The following is a 19,635-nucleotide window of genomic DNA, read 5'->3' as shown; positions in this document are numbered from 1 at the left end:
GATAATCAATAACGTAGCCGAAATCATCCTTTGCCATGAGCCAAATCCCCCTCGTCACTGAGGCTGAGATTGCTGCTGAAGGCCTCAAGCCCCAAGAGTACACCGAAATTGTCCGCCGCCTTGGCCGCCATCCCAACCGCGCGGAATTGGGCATGTTTGGGGTGATGTGGTCAGAGCATTGCTGCTACAAAAACTCCCGTCCCCTGCTCAAGCAGTTTCCCACCCAAGGGGCACGGGTACTGGTCGGTCCCGGTGAGAATGCCGGCGTCGTGGACTTAGGGGATGGCTTGCGCCTTGCTTTTAAGATTGAGTCCCACAATCATCCCTCGGCCATTGAACCCTTTCAGGGGGCAGCGACCGGCGTGGGGGGGATTCTGCGGGATATTTTTACGATGGGGGCGCGTCCCATTGCCCTGCTGAACGCCCTGCGCTTTGGCGATCTTAAGGAAGCCAAAACCCAACAATTGGTGAAAGGAGTCGTGGCGGGTATTGCCCACTATGGCAACTGTGTCGGTGTGCCCACGGTGGGGGGCGAGGTCTATTTTGACCCTTGCTATGCCGGTAATCCCTTGGTGAATGCCATGGCCTTAGGCCTCATGGAAACCCCAGAAATTGTTAAATCGGGAGCGAGTGGCATTGGCAATCCGGTGCTGTATGTGGGATCTACAACGGGTCGTGATGGCATGGGGGGGGCAAGTTTTGCCAGCGCTGAACTCACTGATGAATCAATGAGCGATCGCCCCGCCGTCCAAGTGGGGGATCCCTTCATGGAAAAATGCCTCATTGAAGCCTGTCTGGAAGCCTTTCAAACGGGGGCAGTGGTGGCCGCCCAAGATATGGGGGCAGCGGGCTTGACCTGCTCGACTGCGGAAATGGCTGCCAAAGGCGGTGTTGGTATTGAACTGGACTTGGACAAAGTGCCCGTACGGGAACAGGGGATGGTGCCCTACGAGTTTCTCCTTTCGGAATCCCAAGAACGGATGCTCTTTGTGGCGGCGCAAGGGCGGGAAGCCGAACTGATTGAGATTTTCCATCGTTGGGGCTTGCAGGCGGTGGTTGTGGGTCGCGTCATTGCTGAACCGCTGGTGCGGGTGCTTTACCGGGGCGAGGTGGCCGCAGAGGTGCCTGCCCGTGCCCTTGCCGAAGATACCCCCCTCTATGAGCGACAGTGTCCCAGTGAGCCACCTGTCTATGTCCAACAGGCGCGGCAATGGTCGGTGGATCAATTGGCGCTACCGGCGCGATCGCCCGCGGAGATTTTGCTCACTCTTCTCGCCACCCCCAGTATTGCCTCTAAAGCATGGGTCTATCGTCAGTACGATCACGAGGTGCAAAACAACACCCTCGTCTTCCCCGGTGATGCTGATGCAGCGGTCATTCGCCTGCGGGGCACCTCCAAAGGGATTGCGGCGACGGTCGATTGCCCCAGCCGCTATGTGTATCTGGATCCCTACGAAGGCGGCAAAGCAGCTGTGGCCGAAGCCGCTCGTAATCTGAGTTGTGTGGGGGCAGAGCCTCTGGCCGTCACCGATAACCTCAACTTTGGCAGTCCCGAAACGCCCGTAGGTTACTGGCAGTTGGCCCATGCCTGCCGCGGTCTTGCGGAGGCCTGCCGGGCTCTACAAACGCCAGTCACGGGTGGCAATGTCTCCCTCTACAACGAAACAATTGATCGCAATGGCCAACCACAGCCGATTTATCCGACCCCCGTGGTGGGGATGGTGGGGTTGATTCCCGATTTGCAGCGGGTTGTCGGTCAGGGCTGGCGATCGCCCGGAGATGCCATTTACCTATTGGGGTTGCCTCTGACCACGCCCTTGAGTGATCCGCGCCTGAGCCTCGGTGGGTCGGAATACCTTGCCCAGATCCATGGCCTTGTGGCGGGGCGTCCACCTCAGATTGATTTAGACCTAGAGCAGCGAGTGCAGGCGGTGTGTCGCTATGGCATTCAGCAGGGGTGGGTTGCCAGTGCCCACGATCTCAGCGAGGGGGGCTTGGCCGTGGCCTTGGCGGAAAGCTGTCTCAGCAGCCAACGGGGGGCAACGATTCAATTGCCAGCGGGCACCTATCCGCGGTGGGATGTGCTGCTGTTTGCTGAAGGGGGGGCGCGCATTCTGGTTTCGGTGCCGCCAGCGGCACAGACGGTGTGGGAAGCCTATGTGCAGGCGCAACTGCCCAATGCTTGGACACGCCTAGGGGTTGTTAATGGTGAACATACAGAACTGTGTATTGACACCTGTGACAATTCTCCACTTATCAAGGTTACGATGGAAGAGTTAGCTCTTGCGTGGCGATCGCCCCTGCCGAAGTATTTGGACTAAATGACAGAACAACAATTTGCTGATAAGCCGGAAGAAGCCTGTGGTGTCTTTGGGGTCTATGCCCCGGGGGCGGATGTGGCTCGCCTCGCCTACTTTGGTCTCTATGCCCTGCAACATCGAGGTCAGGAATCGGCGGGAATTGCCACATTTGCGGGTGACACCGTCCACTGTTACAAGGATATGGGCTTGGTCTCCCAAGTCTTTGACGAAGAGATTCTTGGAGGGCTGGTGGGAGATTTGGCTGTCGGCCACAACCGCTACTCGACCACCGGTTCTAGTCGCATTGTCAATGCGCAACCCGTTGTGGTGGACACTCGCCTTGGGCCTTTGGCCTTAGCCCACAACGGTAACTTAGTGAATACCTACGCTCTGCGCGAACAAGTCCTAGCCTGTGATGCCCCTACGGCGGTGTTAGCCAGTACCACAGATTCGGAACTCATTGCTTGGGCGATCGCCCAAGCCGTGGCCACCGGTCAATCTTGGTCAGAGGGGATCATTACCGCTGCTCAACAGTGCCAAGGGGCTTTTAGTCTAGTGATGGGGACACCAGCAGGATTGTTTGGCCTGCGAGATGCCCATGGCATTCGTCCCTTAATGATTGGCCGCCTCATGGGTGAGACCACGCCCCATTACGTGCTAGCTTCTGAAACCTGTGCCCTCGATATTATTGGTGCGGACTATGTGCGGGAGGTGGAGCCTGGGGAACTCGTCCACATTAGTGCCGACGGGATTGGCAGTGTGCAATGGGCAGAGTCGCAACGCAAGCTGTGTATCTTTGAGATGATTTACTTTGCCCGCCCTGACAGTGTGATGCAGGGGGAGAGCCTCTATAGCTACCGGCAGCGGTTGGGACAGCAGTTGGGTTGCGAAGCTCCCGCTGAGGCGGACATCGTCATTCCTGTACCGGATTCCGGTATCCCTGCTGCCATTGGCTTTTCCCAAGCGACGGGGGTGCCCTACGCCGAAGGCCTGATTAAAAATCGCTATGTGGGGCGGACGTTTATTCAGCCCACCCAGTCGATGCGAGAGTCGGGAATTCGCATGAAGCTGAATCCGCTGCGGGATGTGCTGATGGGACAGCGGGTGGTGATTGTGGATGACTCGATTGTGCGGGGCACCACTAGCCGCAAAATTGTCAAAGCGCTGCGGGATGCCGGTGCAGTGGAAGTACATATGCGGATTTCCTCGCCGCCGGTCACTCACCCGTGCTTCTATGGCATTGACACCGATACCCAAGATCAACTGATTGCAGCCACCAAGTCCGTGGCTGAGATTGCCGCTCAGATTGGTGTCGATTCCCTGAGCTATCTCAGTTGGCAGGGAATGATTGCCGCCACTTATGATACGGGCGATCGCTTTTGTTCCGCCTGCTTTACGGGCAAGTACCCGATTAGCATCCCAGAGCCAGTGAAACGGCAAAAGTTGGTGCTTGAGCAAATTCCCCAATGAGTTTGGACTACGGTCACTGGCCTTCGATCCTCTCTGCCGCCGAAGTCAGTGCTGCGGCCACCAGTCTCAGTGAATTGCGCGCCACTCCCCTAGGTTTGGTGGGGTTAGAGCGGCGTCCCCAAGAAAAGGGGCGAGTAGTGCTGGTGCGTCAAGGGCAAGAACTTTTGGCTGCCCCTTGGAGTGCGCGATCGCGCGTGAATGAGTATGGCGGCGGTGCCTACTGGTACCACGGTGATCAGATTTACTTTGTCAATGATGCCGATCAGGGAATCTATGCCCTTGGGGAACCCAGCCCTCAGTTAATCTATCAAGCGGCGAATACGCGCTTTGCCGATGGTTGCGTCGATCCTTGGCGCGATCGCCTGTTGTGTGTCGAAGAGGCGCATTTTGCCGATGGCTCCAGCCAACAGTCCATTGTTGCCATTCACCTGTCGGGAAAACGGACAGTGCTGGTTCAAGGAGCGGGCTTCTATGCGGCGCCACGCTTGAGTCCAGGGGGCAACACCTTGGTTTGGTTGCAATGGTCAGCACCGCAGATGCCTTGGGATGGCTGTGAACTCTGGGGGGCAACCCTCAATGACGACGGCTCCCTTGGTACCCCCTACCGTATTGCTGGCAGCAGCGATGAATCGGTGCAGCAACCCCAATGGCAGGGAGAGACCCTCTACTACATCAGCGATCGCTCTGGCTGGTGGAATCTCTATCGTTACCGTGATGGCCGCCATGAACCCGTTTGGCAGGCCAGTTATGATGCCGGTGTGCCCCTGTGGGTCTTTGGTCAATCCACCTATGCTTTGGTGAACCCGGAAACGGTGGTGTTAACCTATAGCGATCGCGGCCTATGGCGGCTGGCAGTCGTCTCCCTAGCCACGGGTGAGTGGCAAACTGTCCCGACGGACTACACTGAGATTCATTCTCTCGTTCGCCTGAGCGATCGCGCCGTTGCCTTGATTGGCAGTTCGCCCCTGTTGCCCCCCCATATTGTTGAGTTCAATCTGGATGACGGCACCACCACACCGCTGCAACCCATTGCTTCTCCTCTGCCACGGGAGTGGATTTCCCAGCCCGAGGTGATGGAATTTCCGACGAGTGACAGCGCAACCGCCTACGGCTTTTTCTACCCGCCCCAAAATCCCCAAGTACAACCCCCGGCAGACTCACGCCCCCCCTTAATCGTGAGAAGTCATGGCGGGCCAACGGCAGCCAGTGGCACAGGTCTCGATTTGCGCATCCAGTTTTGGACCAGTCGCGGCTTTGCGGTGTTGGATGTCAACTATCGTGGCAGTACGGGTTATGGTCGTGCCTATCGCAATGCCCTGCGGGGACAGTGGGGCGTGGTGGATGTGGCGGACTGTAGCGCTGGGGCAGAGTATTTAGTTCGCCAAGGAAAGGTGGATGGCGATCGCTTAGCCATTCGCGGCAGCAGTGCTGGGGGCTATACCACTCTGTGTGCCCTGACGTTTACGACAACCTTCCATGTGGGAGCAAGTTACTACGGCATTGGTGATCTCCTTAGCCTGCTCAAGGAAACCCATGCTTTTGAAGCCCATTATTTTGATCAACTGATTGCCCCCTATCCCGCAGGGGCAGACCTCTACCGCCAGCGATCGCCCCTCTACCATGCGGATCGCCTCACCTGTCCGGTGATTTTCTTTCAGGGGCTAAAGGATGTCGTTGTTCCCCCCAGCCAAGCGGAACAGATGGTAGCCGCCCTTCAGGCCAAGAGCATTCCCGTAGAATATTACACCTTTGCCGAAGAGGGACACGGCTTCCGCCAAAGCAGCACGATCGCCACCGCCCTTGAGGCAGAATTAAAGTTTTATCAAAGGCATTTACTCAACGGCTAGAAGAACAATGTTTACTGGCATTATTCAGGCGATCGGTGTCCTCCAGCAACGCTCCGAGTCCCAGTTGGCAATTAACGCTACCGATGCCCCTTTCCTTGCTGAGGTGGCCATTGGCGATAGTATTGCTGTGGATGGGGTCTGCCTCACAGTGGAAACAGTTGATGCCACGGGGTTTACGGTCAGTGTCTCCCCGGAAACGCTGCAACGCACCACATTGGCGGCCAAAGCGGCAGCAGGCGCAATGGTGAACCTAGAACCTGCCCTGCGCGTTGGGGATAGGGTGGGAGGGCATTTTGTGACCGGTCATGTGGATGGTGTGGGTAGCGTGCTAGCGATCGCGCCCACAGGCACGAGTTGGGAATTCACCTTCTCTGCCCCTGCAGTGGTAGCGACGTACATCATCCCCAAGGGCAGCATTGCCATCAATGGCATTAGCCTCACCGTTGCCCATTGCAATGAAAAAGGGGATGAATTCAGCATTGCTGTTATCCCCCATACCTACGCAGAAACGACGTTGCAATTTCTTAGGGTTGGCGATGGTGTGAACCTAGAGGCGGATCTGTTGGGCAAATATACCCGCAAATTTCTCCAGCCTCAAGACGCCTCAACCGCAGTCGAAATTGACCTCGCCTTTCTCCAAGCCCATGGCTACGCCTAGGATCATTATTTTTTCTTCTTGGCAGTCCGAGACTTGCCACCAGATTTTTTGGCAGCAGCACCAAATCCCTTACTTTCAGCCGTAGGTTCAGCGACTGGTTCAGGGTTTTTGGCAGCAGGCTCAGCCACTGGTTCCACTGTCTGCTCAGAAACTGTGACAGGTTCTGGGGCTGGCTCGTCAGGTGTTGTTTCCGCTGCTGGTTCAGGGGCACTCACTTCAGGTGGGGCAGTTTCGGCCACTTCTGGGGGTGCTTTGGCCGTTTTTGCGGCAGCACTCATGGCTTGGGTTTGGGCAGCCACCTCTTCAGCAAGGTTGGTTTCTTGCTTCTCAATCCCCTCACCGAGGACAAAGCGTTGGAAGCGGCGAATCTGGATATTTTCCCCCAGTTCGGCAATGTGCTCTTTGACCAACTCTTCAACGGTCTTGGACTGATCGCGGATAAAGGGCTGGTTGAGCAGGCACAGCTCTTTGAGGGTTTTCTCTAGTTTGCCAGCAACGATTTTCTCCTTGACTTCCGGAGGTTTCCCCTTGAGAGCATCGGAGCCAAGGGCAATCTGGCGTTCTTTTTCCTTGTACTCAGCGGGAATATCATTCACTGAGACAAATTCCACATTGGGGCAAGCGGCAATTTGCTTGGCAATGTCTTGGACAAGGGCTTTGAATTTCTCGTTGCGAGCCACAAAGTCGGTCTCACAGTTCACCTCCACCAGCACGCCAATGCGCCCGCCAGTGTGAATGTAGCTATCCACGAGACCTTCACTGGTGACGCGCCCGGCTTTTTTGCCCGCAGAGGCTAGACCCTTTTGCCGCAACCAAGCAATGGCGGCTTCCATATCGCCGTTGGACTCCTGCAAGGCTTTCTTGCAGTCCATCATGCCGGCACCGGTTTTGTCCCGCAGTTCTTTGACTAGTTTGGCTGAAATCTCTGCCATGATCTGTTCCTCAAGGATTAAGCGTCAGAATCATCTGGAATATCTAGGGCGTCAGCATCACCATCGTCGCTGGCGGTCATCCCATCGTCGTCCTCATCACCGAGATCCGCTTCTGGTTCGTCCAACTGACCATGGCGGCCTTCGTAAATGGCATCGGCTAGTTTACCCACAATCAGCTTAATCGAACGGATGGCATCATCGTTAGCGGGAATGGGAATATCCACTTGATTGGGGTCGCAGTTGGTATCCAGCAGCGCCACGATCGGAATCCCCAATTTGTGGCACTCGGCAACGGCGTTGTATTCCCGCTTGACATCAACAATAATCGCGACATCAGGAAGCCGCCGCATCTGTTTAATCCCGCCAAGGTATTTTTGCAAACGTGCCAGTTCTCGCCGCAGGGCTGAAGCCTCCTGTTTTGGCCGCAGATCAATGAGGCCATTTTCCTCCATGCTTTCTAATTCTTTGAGGCGATCGACACGGGTTTTGATGGTATTCCAGTTGGTGAGCATCCCCCCCAGCCAGCGCTGGTTGACGTAGTAACTGCCGCAGCGGAGCGCTTCCTGTTCGACAATGCCGGCGGCTTGGCGCTTGGTACCAATAAACAAAAAGCGTTTGCCTTTTTCAGCGGCGTTGCGGATGTAGTTGTAGGCTTCATCCACCAGTTGGGCGGTTTGCACGAGGTCAATGATGTGCACCCCATTGCGAACCGTGAAGATGTAGGGTGCCATCCGGGGGTTCCAGCGGCGGGCTTGGTGGCCAAAGTGAACCCCTGCCTCCAGCATTTGGGCAAGGCTAAGAACTGCCATTGAGTTGTACTCCTATGGGTTAAACAACCATCCGTCCATCATCCGGTGAGGACACCCAAGGGGACGAATGTGAAAGATTTGCAGATTTACTATCATAGCCAATGATCAAGGCTGTTGGAAAGCTCAATCCACAGTGATTTGGTAGCCTCGTGATCTTGACGCTCAGGGGTGGCCAACCTATTCTGTAAAGATTCAAGACGGCTGGATGGTGCTGAACGTTGGATATTTCCCGCTTGCGATCGCAATGGCAACAAATTCACGGTGACGAAACCTCTGAAGCCGTTATTGAGCAGCACTTTGTGCAACCGCTCCTGAGTGTGTTGGGCTTTGGCGATCGCGATCGCGTCTCCTCTTTTGACACAGGTATGGGCATTGCCGATGTGGCAGCCCGTTTTCCCCGCGAACATCAGCCTCCTTTTTGTCAGACTCAAGTTGACCCCGATTTAATTGTGGAGATTAAACCCCCTGCCCGTCGCTCCCGCAATACCCCCAGTCAAACTGTGGTCTTGAGCCTTGAGAATGGGTCTACCCATCATAGCCGTGCTCTGCAACAACTCCGCCAACTTCTCAGGGGTTGCCATTGCCAAGGAACCGCTTGGGGGTTGATCACGAATGCCCGCCATCTACAGCTTTTTCAACGCCATGGTCACTTGGTCTATCCAGTGACGCCCAACTATGAACTGACGGGCGATCGCCTTGAGGGCATTATCGAAGACCTCAAAACCTGCTTGCGATCGCGCCCCCGTGCCACCACCCTCTGTCTCTATAACCATAAGGGGGGAGTGGGCAAAACCACCACCACGATTAACTTGGGCGCCACCCTTGCTGTGGCAGATGCCGCTGTCTTGCTTATTGATTGCGACCCTCAGGGGGATCTCAGCCGCGCCCTTGAGCTAACCCCCACCAGTACGACCCTTGCGGCTTGTCTGCAAAACCCTGATGAGCCGATTACGGCTACGATTCGCCCTTTTGACCTGCGCATCCGCACCAGCAGCAGTATCAAGTCTGCCCATATTTTTGATGTCATTCCCGCTGCGCCGCAACTGCAAAGCATTCTTATTCAGGCGATGCAAACCCAACATCCACCCATTACTCGCCTGCGGGAACTCCTCGCCCCCTTGCGCGATCGCTACGACTACATCCTCATTGACTGCCCCAGTGCTTGGCTCTTTTTAAGTAAGAGCGCCGTGTATGCCAGTGACGCCGTTTTGATTCCCACCCGCCACACCGATCTCTCCTCCCTCAACAATGCCGCTCAGGTGATTCACCAATTTCTCTTTAATGAAATTCACACCTTGCGCCGTGAAGGCGGCCCCCTTCCTTTGCCTATTTTCTTTAATGGTGCTCCCACAACCGACAAGGCGATGGCTGTTGCCCAAGCAGAAATTGAACGGATTCTCCAGAAACTTCCCCACCTCACTCCCTACTTTTGGCCACAGTATCAAGCCAATGACACAAGCGTATTTGCCATTCCTGAATATGCCATTATTTCCCGTGCCGCCTTTGCCCGTGTTCCTGCTGTCTTCAAAGATAAGCGCGTCTTAGGCTTTTATCAAACATTGGTGCAGACCTATCTTCGCCCCTTAGCTGCTGTCAATGACCTCCCCTAACCAACAACCTTCCTAACAAGATTTATAAAAATCTGAAAACAGAAATTGCTTGTTCCCCTAAAATGAAATTACCCCTCCCTGAGCAGCCGTCATGACCGAGCCTGTCACCCAATCCCAACTAGCCGAAGTTCTGGAAACCGTCAAGGCAATCCAGTCGCAGTTGACAGAACTCACCCTTGAAGTGAAGGTGGGGCAAGCAGAAATCCGTGAAAAGTTCAACACCATGGAGGCCAAAATCGAGGCCGTTCGCCTAGAAGTACAGAACAATCGCGAACAGTTAGTGGAGCTAGGGAAACGCCAAAGTTCAACGGACAATCGCCTGTGGGCATTACTGGTGGCACTGTTTTTGATGGTGGCAGGACTCTTGGCCAAAATTACACTGTTTGACAGAGTTTAGAGGAAAATTGCTGTGACTCAGTCCCAATTGGCCGAAGTTCTAGGGCGTATCATCAGATCGATTGACCATCGAGGCAGTGTTTTGCTGAGGCATTACTGGCGGACAAAGCCTATGATGCAGATGAGCAGCAGGTGCTAAGACGACTAGCGGAGAAAGGGTGCGCGGCTGTCATTCCGCCCAAGTCTTGTCGTAAACAGCGTCGTGGTTATGACAAAGAACTGTACAAAGCTCGGCACTTGATTGAGAATTTTTTTGCTAGGCTCAAGCCGTATCAAGGGATTGCCACACGTTACGATAAGACAGCGCGAAACTTTTTAGGTGCGATATATCTCGCTGCCGCTGTTATCTGGCTTAACTGATGACCCACCCTAGGCGATCGCCGCAACCTACAAACCAAGTTTTAGTTGGCACAAAACAACCCCTGACACTGAACTCCACTTGTGGCTAATGTTGCAAGTAACTGGGTACCAAGGGCAGTGCATCCTGAAACAGGGGTGTGGTTAAGTAGCGTTCACCAAAGCTCGGCTGCACCATGACAATTAACTTGCCCGCATTTTCGGGTCGTTGAGCCACCTGAATGGCAGCGCAAAGGGCAGCCCCACTGGAAATGCCTGAAAGAAGGCCTTCTTCACGGGCTAGGCGGCGACCAAAATAAATCGCTTGATCATCAGAAACAGTAATCACTTCATCAATAAGTTCCCGTTTGAGAACGGGGGGCACAAAGCCGGCGCCAATACCTTGAATTTTGTGCGGCCCTGGTTTGCCTCCTGAAAGGACAGGACTATTGCTAGGTTCGACAGCGATCGCCTGAAAGCTGGGCTTCTTGGCTTTGATCACTTCTGCCACTCCCGTAATCGTACCTCCAGTACCCACTCCAGCCACCAAAATATCCACTTGACCGTCCGTATCTTGCCAAATTTCGAGGGCAGTGGTTTCACGATGAATCTTGGGATTGGCGGGATTTTTGAATTGTTGCAGCATGAAAGCATCTTCAAGGGAGGCAGCAATTTCTTCGGCGCGACGAATGGCACCACTCATCCCCTCTGTGCCGGGGGTCAAATCCAGCTCTGCTCCATAGGCACGCAGCATAGCTCGCCGCTCTGCACTCATGGTCTCTGGCATAGTGAGAATCAGGCGATAGCCCTTTGCCGCCGCCACCATTGCTAAGGCAATCCCGGTATTGCCCGATGTGGGTTCCACCAAAACCGTCTTACCGGGGGTAATGAGACCCGCTGCTTCTGCCTCCTGAATCATACTCAGGCCAATGCGATCCTTAACCGAGGCCGCAGGATTCATGCTCTCTAGTTTGACGACAATTTCTGCCACACAGCCTTCCGCTTGGGGAATGCGGTTCAGGCGTACAAGGGGCGTCCGACCAATGAGGGCAGTAATATCGGGGGCAATGTTCATGGGATATCAATCTCCAATTCAAGACAAAAACCTTAGAAAAATTAGATGAATGTCAACCCCAGCCTAGATGTAGTACATGACATCCACTTGCTGGTAAGCCTGCCGCCGATCGCACAAATCCTGAAGGGTATGCTTTTTCAAAACATCATTGGCTGCTGCGCAGGCCTCTAGCCACACTGAACGGATCAGACTACGCTCCAGATCGCCCTTTTCAGGCGGCTTTTGGGCGAGCTTGGACTCAATCCCCTCGATACAGTTGAGCACGTCCAAAATTGAGATTTGCCAAGGTGCTTTTGCCAGCAAGTAGCCACCCCGGGCGCCCCGCTGACTGCGAATCAGCCCCTTGCGGCGTAGGGTCGCCATCAGTTGCTCCAGATAGCGATCGGGAATGTTGTGCAGGGCAGCAATTTGGCGAATTTGTAGCGGCTCCGCCTGTTCATAGGCCGCTGACATTTCCAAGAGCGCCAAGAGGGCGTACTCACTTTTGGCAGACAGTTCCACAAGACGTTTGGCACACGCACGACATTGAGCAGATTGCCCAACCCATAGTATATCCTACTTCTTGATCGGGATTTAGGAGATTCTTAAGAATCTTCACCGTAGCGCTGGTTGCAACCTCGAGAATTCACGGCATTGCGCAAACGCCCTTCAGCAACTTCACTCGAAAAACCGGCTAGACTGAAAAGAGGCTCTAGCTTCATGCCCACGTCTGCCCGATGGTAAGAATTCTGGCCATTGAAACCAGTTGTGATGAAACGGCAGCAGCCGTAGTGTGCGATCGCGCCATTGAAAGTCATGTGATTGCCTCCCAAGTACGTGCCCATCAACCCTTTGGCGGTGTCGTACCGGAAGTCGCCTCCCGTGCCCACTTGGAAAACATTAACGGCGTGATCACAGCAGCGATGAGTGAGGCCGGTTGTGATTGGTCTGCCATTGATGCCATTGCTGTCACCTGTGCTCCCGGATTGGTGGGGTCGCTGCTCATTGGGGTTACGGCGGCAAAAACCCTTGCCCTTGTGCAGCAAAAACCGTTCTTGGGAATTCACCACCTTGAAGGCCACCTCTATGCCTCCTACTTAGCGGAACCGACCCTTGAACCACCGTTTCTCTGCCTCTTAGTGTCTGGCGGGCATACCAGTCTCATTGGCGTTTATGGCTGTGGCGAGTACCAACTCTTTGGCCAAACGCGGGATGATGCGGCGGGGGAAGCCTACGATAAGGTAGCACGCCTACTGGGCTTGGGCTATCCAGGGGGGCCAGTGCTCGATCGCTTGGCGCAGCAGGGCAATCCAGAGGCCTTTGATCTACCAGAGGGAAATATCCGCCTCCCCGATGGCAAGGTGCATCCCTACGATTCCAGTTTTAGTGGGCTGAAAACCGCAGTGGCACGACTCGTGGAGGAGCTGCGTCAAACCCATGATGAATTGCCGGTGGCTGACCTTGCGGCCAGTTTTCAGAAGGCGGTGGCACAGGCCTTGACCAAGCGGGCGATCGCGGCAGCAGTGGATCATGGATTCAAAACCCTCGCCATTGGGGGAGGCGTAGCGGCAAATTCTGGACTGCGACAACACCTGACTGCGGCTGCTGAACCCTTGGGGCTACAGTTGATTTTTCCGCCTCTGCGGCTATGTACCGATAATGCAGCGATGATTGGCTGTGCGGCAGTGGATCATTTCCAGCGGGGCGATCGCTCCCCCTTGGAGCTGACAGCCCGTTCACGCCTCAGCTTGCTGGAGATTTCTGCCCTCTATGCAGCCACGCCCCTCGCAGTGAGTTAATCGCGATCGAGCCTAAAAAGAACACCAGTTGACAGACCACAATACTCGGCCCCGATGGCCAATTCATCCCTGCTGACAAGAGCATACCAACAATGGCACTGCCTACCCCTACTAGGGCCGCCAAAACCACGTACTGCGAAAATTGCCGACTCCACAGGCGAGCGCCACAGGCGGGAATCACCACAAAAGCACTAATGAGCAATACCCCCACTGTCTTAATCGAGACGGCAACCACCAAGGCCAATAGGGTGATAAACAGCAGCCGCTGAATCCCCACCGCCGCCCCCCGCGCCACCGCCAAGGCCTCATTCACTGTGATTAACAATTGCACCCGTAACGTGAGCAGGATGAAAGTGCCGACAAGGGCGCAGAGCATGCCACTCATGACGAGATCGGCTGGGCGCACCGCCAAAATATCGCCAAAGAGTAAATTATTTAGCCCCCCCTGATAGCGATCGCTGATACTCAGCAAAATCACCGCCACCGCCAACGAGGCCGAATAGATGATATTCAAGAGGGCATCCGTCCACAGTCGCGTATGCTCCAGCAGATAGGTCACCCCGAGGGCAAACACCACGGCAAAGGGCAGCAACATCACGGAGGGATTCAATCCTAGAATAATTCCTAGGCTAATTCCCAGTAGGGCTGAGTGCCCCAAGGCATCACTAAAAAAAGAAAGTTGCCGCAGGATTGTAAAGCTACCGAGGGCACCCGCCATCCCTCCCGTAAAGATCCCTGCCCACAGTGCCCGCTGCATAAAGGGCAACTGCAACAGCTCAATCATTCGTTCCAAAATCATGGGGACTTCTGTTTAGCGCCTGCCAAAGAGGAATAGAAGAATAATATGCTATTGAACGAGGTGGTTGTGAGGATGGGGCTGCGTGTATCGTTTGCTGGCACCTGCCAAAATTAATCTCTTTTTACAAATTGTTGGCAATTGTTTAGATGGCAGTGGCTACCACGAGCTGGTAATGGTCATGCAGGCGGTTTCCCTCATGGATCGCATTGAACTCATCCCGCGGCGCGATCGCCAAATTAAAGTCCATTGCACCAACCCGGCTGTCCCCTGCGATCAACGAAATCTCGCCTACAAAGCAGCGGCCTTACTCCAGCAGCATTTTCCCGATCGCGATGGCGTTGAAATTTTCATTGAAAAACGAATTCCTATGGGGGCAGGCTTGGCCGGGGGTTCCACCAATGGAGCAGCGGTACTCGTGGGCTTAGATCTCCTGTGGCAGTTGGGTCTGACGCAAGCGGAATTGCAAACCTTTGCAGCGCAATTGGGGGCTGATGTGCCCTTCTGTCTGCAAGGGGGAACCGCCTTAGCCCTAGGGCGCGGTGAACAGTTGACACCCCTAGCGGATTTACAGGGATTAACTGTGATCCTAGGGAAGTATCGCTCCCTCAGTGTGGCCACCCCTTGGGCCTATCAAACCTATCGGCAAGAATTCGCCGCCACCTATGCCCAAACCCCCAACGAGCAGGAAAAAGCCCGCCAAGAGGGGGGATCCGCAACCCTGTTACAGGCCATTCAGCAGCGTGACATCGCCAAATTGGCCGCCAGCCTCCGTAATGATTTAGAGAAGGTAGTGTTGCCCCGCTATCCGTTGGTGGCAGAGTTAAAGGAGCAATTCCTCGCCGCTGGGGCGATCGCCAGCATGATGTCAGGATCTGGGCCAACAGTGTTTGCCCTAGCGCCCTCTGCCGATGAAGGTTACAGCATCATGCAACGGGTACGGCGCGCCCTACCAGACCCCGACCTTGATCTATGGATCTGTGAGTGCTGTCCCCACGGCATTCAGTTGGAGACGCCCTAGGCAAACTCCTCAAGATAGTCTTGAATTTCTCGGCGCCGTTGGGGCTGCCGCAACTTTTGCAGGGCACGGTGCTCAATTTGGCGAATCCGCTCCCGACTCAGTCCCAGCAGTGCCGCAATTTCCGCCATCTCAAGGGCGGGCTGCTCGCCGAGGCCATAGCGCAGTTCCATCACTTGCCGCTCACGGGGCGATAGATCACTGAGGAGTTGCTTCAAAGTAGTACGCAGGGACTCACGCATGATCACTTCATTGGGGGTGGGGGCAGTGGATTCAATTAGCTCCTGCAATTCCGTTTCTTGGTCGGAGCCAACCCGCTGTTCCAAGGCCACGGATTTGGGAACAGCCATGAGCACTTCCCGCACCTGTGACACCTCCAGATTCAGTTCTTGGGCAATGTCCGCTAGACTGGGCATCGCGCCTTGTTGAGCCGCAAGACGCCGTTGGGCACGCTTAATTTTATTGAGTTTTTCCACCATGTGAATGGGCAAGCGGATTGTGCGGCTTTGGCTAGCAACGGCACGGGTGACACTTTGGCGAATCCACCAGTAGGCATAGGTGCTAAAGCGAAATCCCTTGGTCGGATCGAATTTTTCAACGGCACGTTCTAGACCCAAACTCCCCTCTTGGATCAGATCTAAAAATTCCACGCCGCGATGTTGATATTTTTTGGCAATATTCACCACCAAGCGCAGGTTGGCTTGCAGCAATTGGGTTTTTGCCCGCTGTCCTTGCCGCTCAATGTGCTGAAGTTCACTTAGGGTCATATTCGCTGCCTTTGCCCAAGCTTGACGACCCGCCTGCACACAGGTTTGCAATTCAGCCACACTCATCTTAAGTCGCGCAGCCCATTGGGTACGGGTAAGGGGACGCCCCAACTGCCGCTGCTGGCGATCGCGCTCCCTCACAGCCGCCACATAGCGCTTGATCTGGGGGTCATCGGACTGATCTCGCACTGCGAGCAGAGCTTGGTACTGCTGAACCTGTTGGGCAAGGCGCAGTTCTTGGCTAGGGGTGAGCAAGGGCACACGGCCAATTTCCTGCAAATACTGCCGCACCAAATCCGTTGTCAATGGACGATCGGACACGGGTTGAATGGGGGTAGCCACCATAGGACAACTCAACTCACAACATCGAGAATTCAGCTCGATAGTGGTATTCTCTGCCCTTGGCGAGGGGGAGGGCAGTGATGGAGCTGGTGCTTAAGTTGTGATATTGATCAACCTATTCTGTGCTTTCTGAGGCACCCGTCATAAGCTTTGTGGCTGAAGACGGCTGTTCCTTGAGAATCGTGGTATCAATCACGCAGGGCAATCGGGCAGCCTTGAGACCGCGCTTGATCACGGCAAGGGTTTCTTGAAAGAGGACAAAGAGGGGAAATTGACGATTGGCGCCCTCGCTAAATATATCGCGATGTTGCAGGGGCATATCCCAGCTATAACTGCGACTGAGGAGCACTTGGGATTGGCGCCAGCGGGTCAGCAGTTCCGTAAAGCTTTCCCCTGGCCGATGGATAAAGACCAGCAGTTCAATGTCGGTTTTGACTTTCCACTCGGGATCGCACAGGACAAAGACCAAATCACAGGGCACCATCACCGACTTCACTTGGGGACGTTGGTTCGAGGTTGTGGCGGCAGGAACCTGAATATGGGCGATCGGCAGCGGAATTGGAATTAAACTCTCTTGAGGTCGCCGCATACTGGGAATCATTTCTAGGTACGGGCGATATTGCCGCAGGAGTTCTGTCGCATGCAGCGGATCCGTGTAGCGAACCAAGGTGTGTTCGTAGAGGTTGGGGGCGATCGCCATAGCAGAAAGAGCTTGCAACTATTGCTATCCTAGGCGAGGTCACTGCGCCTCAACAAGCCAACAGAACTTTAATTCACCGCTTGCTGTGCCAATTGCTCTAGTTGCGGCAAATTGAGAATTTGGAGTTGTTGCTTGGCCGCATCAATCTTGATCCAGTTTTTCGCCACCAGTTTATCCAGCAGTTGATGGGCTTCATCAGGGCTAATGTTGGCCACATCCGCTAAATCCTTGATGGGCACATTGAAAATCACGGCTGTGTTGGCATTGCCCCCTGGATGCTGACCATAGCGCCGTGCCAAATTCACCAAGACATGGGCTAGTTTGACGGCAGGAGGTTTGTGCAACAGTTCAATGCGCGTATTGGTCAAGCGTAGCCGCTGTGCCATCAATTGCAGCATCCGATAGTGCAGATCCGGCTCATGGCGCAGGACATGGACAAATTTTTGCGCCGGCACAGACAAAACTTCCGCTGGACACAGCGCCACCACATCTGTTGAGCGGGGTGATTGGTCAAGAATGGCCATTTCACCAAAAAAATCCCCCGGCCCAAGGATCGCTAGGGTCATGAAATCCCCATCAGCGAGCAGTCGCCGCACCTTCACCCAGCCTGAGAGGATAAAGTAAACCGCATTGCCCCACGCATCTTCAATTAGAATGGCACGCCCCGCCGGGTAGGTGTTATGCCAAGCCACTGACAGCATTGAAGAAAGTGCCGCCTCGGAACTGGCTGCAAACAGTGGAAAGAGTTGACTAAAGTTTTCGGCCTCAATACTTGACATAACGACCTTAAGTGGAGTTGTTCAAAGGTAAAGCTTCTTCCCTACGATACTAGAATACGCGATCGCCTCACTTCTCCCTTGCTAGCCACTGATTCTTGCCAAAGGTCTCGGTAAGGCCTTTGCAGAGAGAGGCCGCCACTTTTCCCCTCAGGATTCAATGGAGTGGAAAAAACTAGGCACCAATAACATACTTACGCCATTCTTGGTGAGTACCCGTGCGCACGTGCTTTGTAACCTCAAAGTATAGGCTACTAATGGGGCGCCGCGGTGTTTGCCGTAGGGGCATATTGGCCTCTTTTGGGGTGCGATTCCCCTTCTTGACATTACAGCGCACACAAGCGGTCACAATATTTTCCCAAGTGTCCCCTCCCCCTCGCGATTTGGGGATGACGTGATCAAGGGTGAGCTCATCCCCGGTATAGCCACAGTACTGGCAAGAATGGCCATCTCGATGCAGGATATTGCGGCGAGTAAGGGGAATTTCTTTGTAGGGAGTGACGACATAATGCCGCAGGCGAATGACGGTCGGCAAGGGAAAATTGTTGTAAACCATCTTGCCGTTGTGCTCGACTTGCTCCGCCTTGCCCTTGATTAAAAGGACAACTGCCCGTTGCCAACTCGTAATATTGAGTGGTTCATAGGAGGCATTGAGTACCAGAACCTTCGCCATATCCGTTGACACGCGGCATTCTCTCAGATGGTAGCATATCCTTTGTGATTGGAGTAACGCTAGGAAAGATTTTTGCAGTTCCCACTCTCCCCTAGGATCGTGATAGTCTGGCAGAAGCTTCTTCTTTGTTATTTGCGTTTTCAATGGCCACTGGGTCTCTAGCAGCACTGCTGCAACCGGATTTAATTCTTGAAAGCACCATTGAACAGTTGCACCCCAGTCTGTTGGAAAAATATCATCTGCGGGGCATGGTGCTGGATGTGGATGATACGCTCCTCCCCACGTGGGATGAAGATCTGCCGCCGAAAATTCTGGCGTGGCTACTGGAGATCAAGCATCAGATGCCGATCTGGCTAGTGAGCAATAACTTGAACCATCGCCGCATTGAACGTATTGCCCAGCAGGTGGAGTTACCCTTTTTGATGGGGGCAGGCAAGCCCTCGCGGCGTAAGATTCGTCAGGCCGTGCAAGCCATGAATTTGCCCTATGATCAGGTGGCCATGGTGGGCGATCGCCTGTTTACGGATATTCTCGTGGGCAATCGCTTGGGGATGTTCACGATCTTGGTGCAACCCGTTCTTGTCAAGCGTCTTGATGGTAAATCTTGGGTACGCAATCTGGAATTTTGGCTGGCACGACAGTTGGGAACACCGCTGGCGATCGCCCCCCCCGCTGAGAATTAGCCTTTTGCTTGTAAATAATTGACCAGTGCCCGTAACCCCAACAAATAACTATCAGCACCAAAGCCAGCAATTTGACCGATCGCCACCGGCGCAATGTAGGAATGATGGCGAAAAGTTTCCCGTTGATGAATGTTACTCAGGTGAACTTCCACAGTGGGCAGGGCAACCGCAGCAATCGCATCTCGTAGAGCTACGCTGGTGTGGGTATAGGCTGCGGGGTTAATCAAAATGCCTTGGGCACGCCCCATTGCCTCTTGAATCGCATCTACCAAGACCCCTTCATGATTGGATTGGAGGCACTCAATGGTTACCCCTAACTCCTGCGCCAAGGCTGCCAAAGATTGGTTGATGCTCGCTAGTGTCACAACCCCATAAATCCCCGGCTCCCGTTGCCCTAACAGGTTTAGATTGGGACCATGAAGCACCAAAATATGAAAGGCCAAGCTTAACCTAACCGTTCAAAACTGACTCAATGGTGTTGAATGCTGTCGCTCTATCGGCGATCGCGCACGGGAATCGGAATTGGCTCCAGCTCAGGGGTGGGATCGGCGCCACCTAGAAGTTCCAACAGTTTTTTTAACCACGATTTGAGGGTGTCAAGCAGGCTCTCTAGATAATCCATTGATGTCCCTACTGTATCGCTATAGAACTTGCAGATGCCCTGTGTCC

20 protein-coding genes and 1 pseudogene are annotated in these 19,635 nt (G+C 54.4%); 10 read left to right on the top strand and 11 right to left on the bottom strand.

The features are described 5' to 3' along the window. Positions 1-35: 35 nt before the first annotated feature. The 4 genes from purL to RHK62_RS11300 are packed head-to-tail and all read left to right on the top strand — an operon-like array spanning position 36 to position 6,275. Positions 36-2,321, top strand: coding sequence for a phosphoribosylformylglycinamidine synthase subunit PurL (gene purL / locus RHK62_RS11315; protein WP_206199986.1), 2,286 nt, complete (start codon positions 36-38; stop codon positions 2,319-2,321). Continuing rightward, a complete protein-coding gene (gene purF, locus RHK62_RS11310; protein ID WP_206199985.1) occupies positions 2,322-3,770 on the top strand; it encodes an amidophosphoribosyltransferase in 1,449 nt (482 codons plus the stop codon). It abuts the gene before it with no gap. Further along, on the top strand, positions 3,767-5,617 hold the full coding sequence (locus RHK62_RS11305; protein WP_310453736.1) for a S9 family peptidase: 1,851 nt from the start codon (positions 3,767-3,769) through the stop codon (positions 5,615-5,617). The genes purF and RHK62_RS11305 overlap by 4 nt, the downstream gene beginning before the upstream one ends. Before the next feature lie 7 nt (positions 5,618-5,624). Continuing rightward, positions 5,625-6,275, top strand: a complete 651-nt coding sequence (locus RHK62_RS11300) for a riboflavin synthase (protein ID WP_310453735.1) — start codon at positions 5,625-5,627, stop codon at positions 6,273-6,275. 5 nt (positions 6,276-6,280) lie between these two features. Here the strand turns inward: RHK62_RS11300 and tsf are convergent, their stop codons facing one another. Further along, a complete protein-coding gene (gene tsf / locus RHK62_RS11295; protein ID WP_206199982.1) occupies positions 6,281-7,207 on the bottom strand; it encodes a translation elongation factor Ts in 927 nt (308 codons plus the stop codon). A gap of 17 nt (positions 7,208-7,224) precedes the next feature. Then, positions 7,225-8,016, bottom strand: a complete 792-nt coding sequence (gene rpsB, locus RHK62_RS11290; protein WP_149818942.1) for a 30S ribosomal protein S2 — start codon at positions 8,014-8,016, stop codon at positions 7,225-7,227. Between the two features lie 218 nt (positions 8,017-8,234). On the opposite strand from rpsB, the gene RHK62_RS11285 reads away from it, so the two are divergent. The 3 genes and pseudogenes from RHK62_RS11285 to RHK62_RS11275 all read left to right on the top strand — a co-directional run. Then, positions 8,235-9,626, top strand: a complete 1,392-nt coding sequence (locus RHK62_RS11285) for a ParA family protein (protein WP_310453734.1) — start codon at positions 8,235-8,237, stop codon at positions 9,624-9,626. Between the two features lie 91 nt (positions 9,627-9,717). Continuing rightward, a complete protein-coding gene (locus RHK62_RS11280) occupies positions 9,718-10,023 on the top strand; it encodes a hypothetical protein (protein WP_149818940.1) in 306 nt (101 codons plus the stop codon). A gap of 83 nt (positions 10,024-10,106) precedes the next feature. Further along, positions 10,107-10,382: pseudogene (locus RHK62_RS11275) on the top strand (transposase); the annotation flags it as partial. Positions 10,383-10,467: 85 nt separating this feature from the next. Here RHK62_RS11275 and cysK read toward each other — a convergent pair. Further along, entirely contained in the window at positions 10,468-11,433 is a 966-nt protein-coding gene (gene cysK / locus RHK62_RS11270; RefSeq protein WP_302677758.1) for a cysteine synthase A, read from the bottom strand. A gap of 63 nt (positions 11,434-11,496) precedes the next feature. After that, positions 11,497-11,934, bottom strand: coding sequence for an Rrf2 family transcriptional regulator (locus RHK62_RS11265; protein WP_149818936.1), 438 nt, complete (start codon positions 11,932-11,934; stop codon positions 11,497-11,499). A gap of 215 nt (positions 11,935-12,149) precedes the next feature. Here RHK62_RS11265 and tsaD point away from each other — a divergent pair, with 215 nt between their 5' ends. Beyond that, positions 12,150-13,211 carry a tRNA (adenosine(37)-N6)-threonylcarbamoyltransferase complex transferase subunit TsaD gene (gene tsaD, locus RHK62_RS11260; RefSeq protein ID WP_302678173.1) on the top strand — a complete coding sequence of 354 codons (1,062 nt, stop codon included), beginning with the start codon at positions 12,150-12,152 and terminating at the stop codon, positions 13,209-13,211. Here the strand turns inward: tsaD and RHK62_RS11255 are convergent. After that, positions 13,156-14,010 carry a metal ABC transporter permease gene (locus RHK62_RS11255; RefSeq protein ID WP_310453733.1) on the bottom strand — a complete coding sequence of 285 codons (855 nt, stop codon included), beginning with the start codon at positions 14,008-14,010 and terminating at the stop codon, positions 13,156-13,158. The two genes, tsaD and RHK62_RS11255, sit on opposite strands and share 56 nt — an antisense overlap. Positions 14,011-14,092: 82 nt before the next feature. Here RHK62_RS11255 and ispE point away from each other — a divergent pair, with 82 nt between their 5' ends. Continuing rightward, positions 14,093-15,028: a 4-(cytidine 5'-diphospho)-2-C-methyl-D-erythritol kinase gene (ispE, locus tag RHK62_RS11250; RefSeq protein WP_206199976.1), complete on the top strand. Its 936-nt coding sequence runs from the start codon at positions 14,093-14,095 to the stop codon at positions 15,026-15,028. Here the strand turns inward: ispE and RHK62_RS11245 are convergent. The 4 genes from RHK62_RS11245 to RHK62_RS11230 all read right to left on the bottom strand — a co-directional run bounded on the left by RHK62_RS11245 (position 15,025) and on the right by RHK62_RS11230 (position 18,283). After that, on the bottom strand, positions 15,025-16,137 hold the full coding sequence (locus tag RHK62_RS11245; protein ID WP_310453732.1) for a sigma-70 family RNA polymerase sigma factor: 1,113 nt from the start codon (positions 16,135-16,137) through the stop codon (positions 15,025-15,027). The genes ispE and RHK62_RS11245 overlap by 4 nt on opposite strands. Before the next feature lie 112 nt (positions 16,138-16,249). Then, a complete protein-coding gene (locus RHK62_RS11240) occupies positions 16,250-16,834 on the bottom strand; it encodes a hypothetical protein (RefSeq protein WP_206199974.1) in 585 nt (194 codons plus the stop codon). A gap of 68 nt (positions 16,835-16,902) precedes the next feature. Next, complete coding sequence (locus RHK62_RS11235; protein ID WP_206199973.1) at positions 16,903-17,613, bottom strand: Crp/Fnr family transcriptional regulator; 711 nt, start codon at positions 17,611-17,613, stop codon at positions 16,903-16,905. 172 nt (positions 17,614-17,785) lie between these two features. Continuing rightward, on the bottom strand, positions 17,786-18,283 hold the full coding sequence (locus RHK62_RS11230) for an HNH endonuclease (RefSeq protein ID WP_206199972.1): 498 nt from the start codon (positions 18,281-18,283) through the stop codon (positions 17,786-17,788). Positions 18,284-18,426: 143 nt separating this feature from the next. Here RHK62_RS11230 and RHK62_RS11225 point away from each other — a divergent pair, with 143 nt between their 5' ends. Continuing rightward, positions 18,427-18,966, top strand: a complete 540-nt coding sequence (locus RHK62_RS11225) for a YqeG family HAD IIIA-type phosphatase (RefSeq protein WP_206199971.1) — start codon at positions 18,427-18,429, stop codon at positions 18,964-18,966. Here RHK62_RS11225 and aroQ read toward each other — a convergent pair. Further along, positions 18,963-19,409, bottom strand: a complete 447-nt coding sequence (gene aroQ / locus RHK62_RS11220) for a type II 3-dehydroquinate dehydratase (protein ID WP_190278250.1) — start codon at positions 19,407-19,409, stop codon at positions 18,963-18,965. The genes RHK62_RS11225 and aroQ overlap by 4 nt on opposite strands. 50 nt (positions 19,410-19,459) lie before the next feature. Then, the gene (locus RHK62_RS11215) at positions 19,460-19,588 is read right to left on the bottom strand and encodes a hypothetical protein (RefSeq protein WP_255451719.1); all 129 of its coding nucleotides are present in this window, start codon (positions 19,586-19,588) and stop codon (positions 19,460-19,462) included. Positions 19,589-19,635 lie beyond the last annotated feature (47 nt).

The sequence above is a fragment of the Thermosynechococcus sp. HY213 genome (assembly GCF_031460975.1).
Classification (GTDB): Bacteria; Cyanobacteriota; Cyanobacteriia; order Thermosynechococcales; family Thermosynechococcaceae; genus Thermosynechococcus.
This window is presented reverse-complemented; position numbering and strand designations above follow the sequence as displayed.

Coding starts and splice junctions, on each gene's coding strand:
- RHK62_RS11225 (WP_206199971.1), top strand. CDS start 18,427: ATGGCCACTGGGTCTCTAGCAGCACTGCTGCAACCGGATTTAATTCTT.
- tsaD (WP_302678173.1), top strand. CDS start 12,150: ATGGTAAGAATTCTGGCCATTGAAACCAGTTGTGATGAAACGGCAGCA.
- rpsB (WP_149818942.1), bottom strand. CDS start 8,016: ATGGCAGTTCTTAGCCTTGCCCAAATGCTGGAGGCAGGGGTTCACTTT.
- RHK62_RS11230 (WP_206199972.1), bottom strand. CDS start 18,283: ATGGCGAAGGTTCTGGTACTCAATGCCTCCTATGAACCACTCAATATT.
- tsf (WP_206199982.1), bottom strand. CDS start 7,207: ATGGCAGAGATTTCAGCCAAACTAGTCAAAGAACTGCGGGACAAAACC.
- RHK62_RS11305 (WP_310453736.1), top strand. CDS start 3,767: ATGAGTTTGGACTACGGTCACTGGCCTTCGATCCTCTCTGCCGCCGAA.
- cysK (WP_302677758.1), bottom strand. CDS start 11,433: ATGAACATTGCCCCCGATATTACTGCCCTCATTGGTCGGACGCCCCTT.
- purL (WP_206199986.1), top strand. CDS start 36: ATGAGCCAAATCCCCCTCGTCACTGAGGCTGAGATTGCTGCTGAAGGC.
- RHK62_RS11280 (WP_149818940.1), top strand. CDS start 9,718: ATGACCGAGCCTGTCACCCAATCCCAACTAGCCGAAGTTCTGGAAACC.
- RHK62_RS11240 (WP_206199974.1), bottom strand. CDS start 16,834: ATGGCGATCGCCCCCAACCTCTACGAACACACCTTGGTTCGCTACACG.
- RHK62_RS11215 (WP_255451719.1), bottom strand. CDS start 19,588: ATGGATTATCTAGAGAGCCTGCTTGACACCCTCAAATCGTGGTTAAAA.
- RHK62_RS11245 (WP_310453732.1), bottom strand. CDS start 16,137: ATGGTGGCTACCCCCATTCAACCCGTGTCCGATCGTCCATTGACAACG.
- RHK62_RS11255 (WP_310453733.1), bottom strand. CDS start 14,010: ATGATTTTGGAACGAATGATTGAGCTGTTGCAGTTGCCCTTTATGCAG.
- RHK62_RS11235 (WP_206199973.1), bottom strand. CDS start 17,613: ATGTCAAGTATTGAGGCCGAAAACTTTAGTCAACTCTTTCCACTGTTT.
- purF (WP_206199985.1), top strand. CDS start 2,322: ATGACAGAACAACAATTTGCTGATAAGCCGGAAGAAGCCTGTGGTGTC.
- RHK62_RS11300 (WP_310453735.1), top strand. CDS start 5,625: ATGTTTACTGGCATTATTCAGGCGATCGGTGTCCTCCAGCAACGCTCC.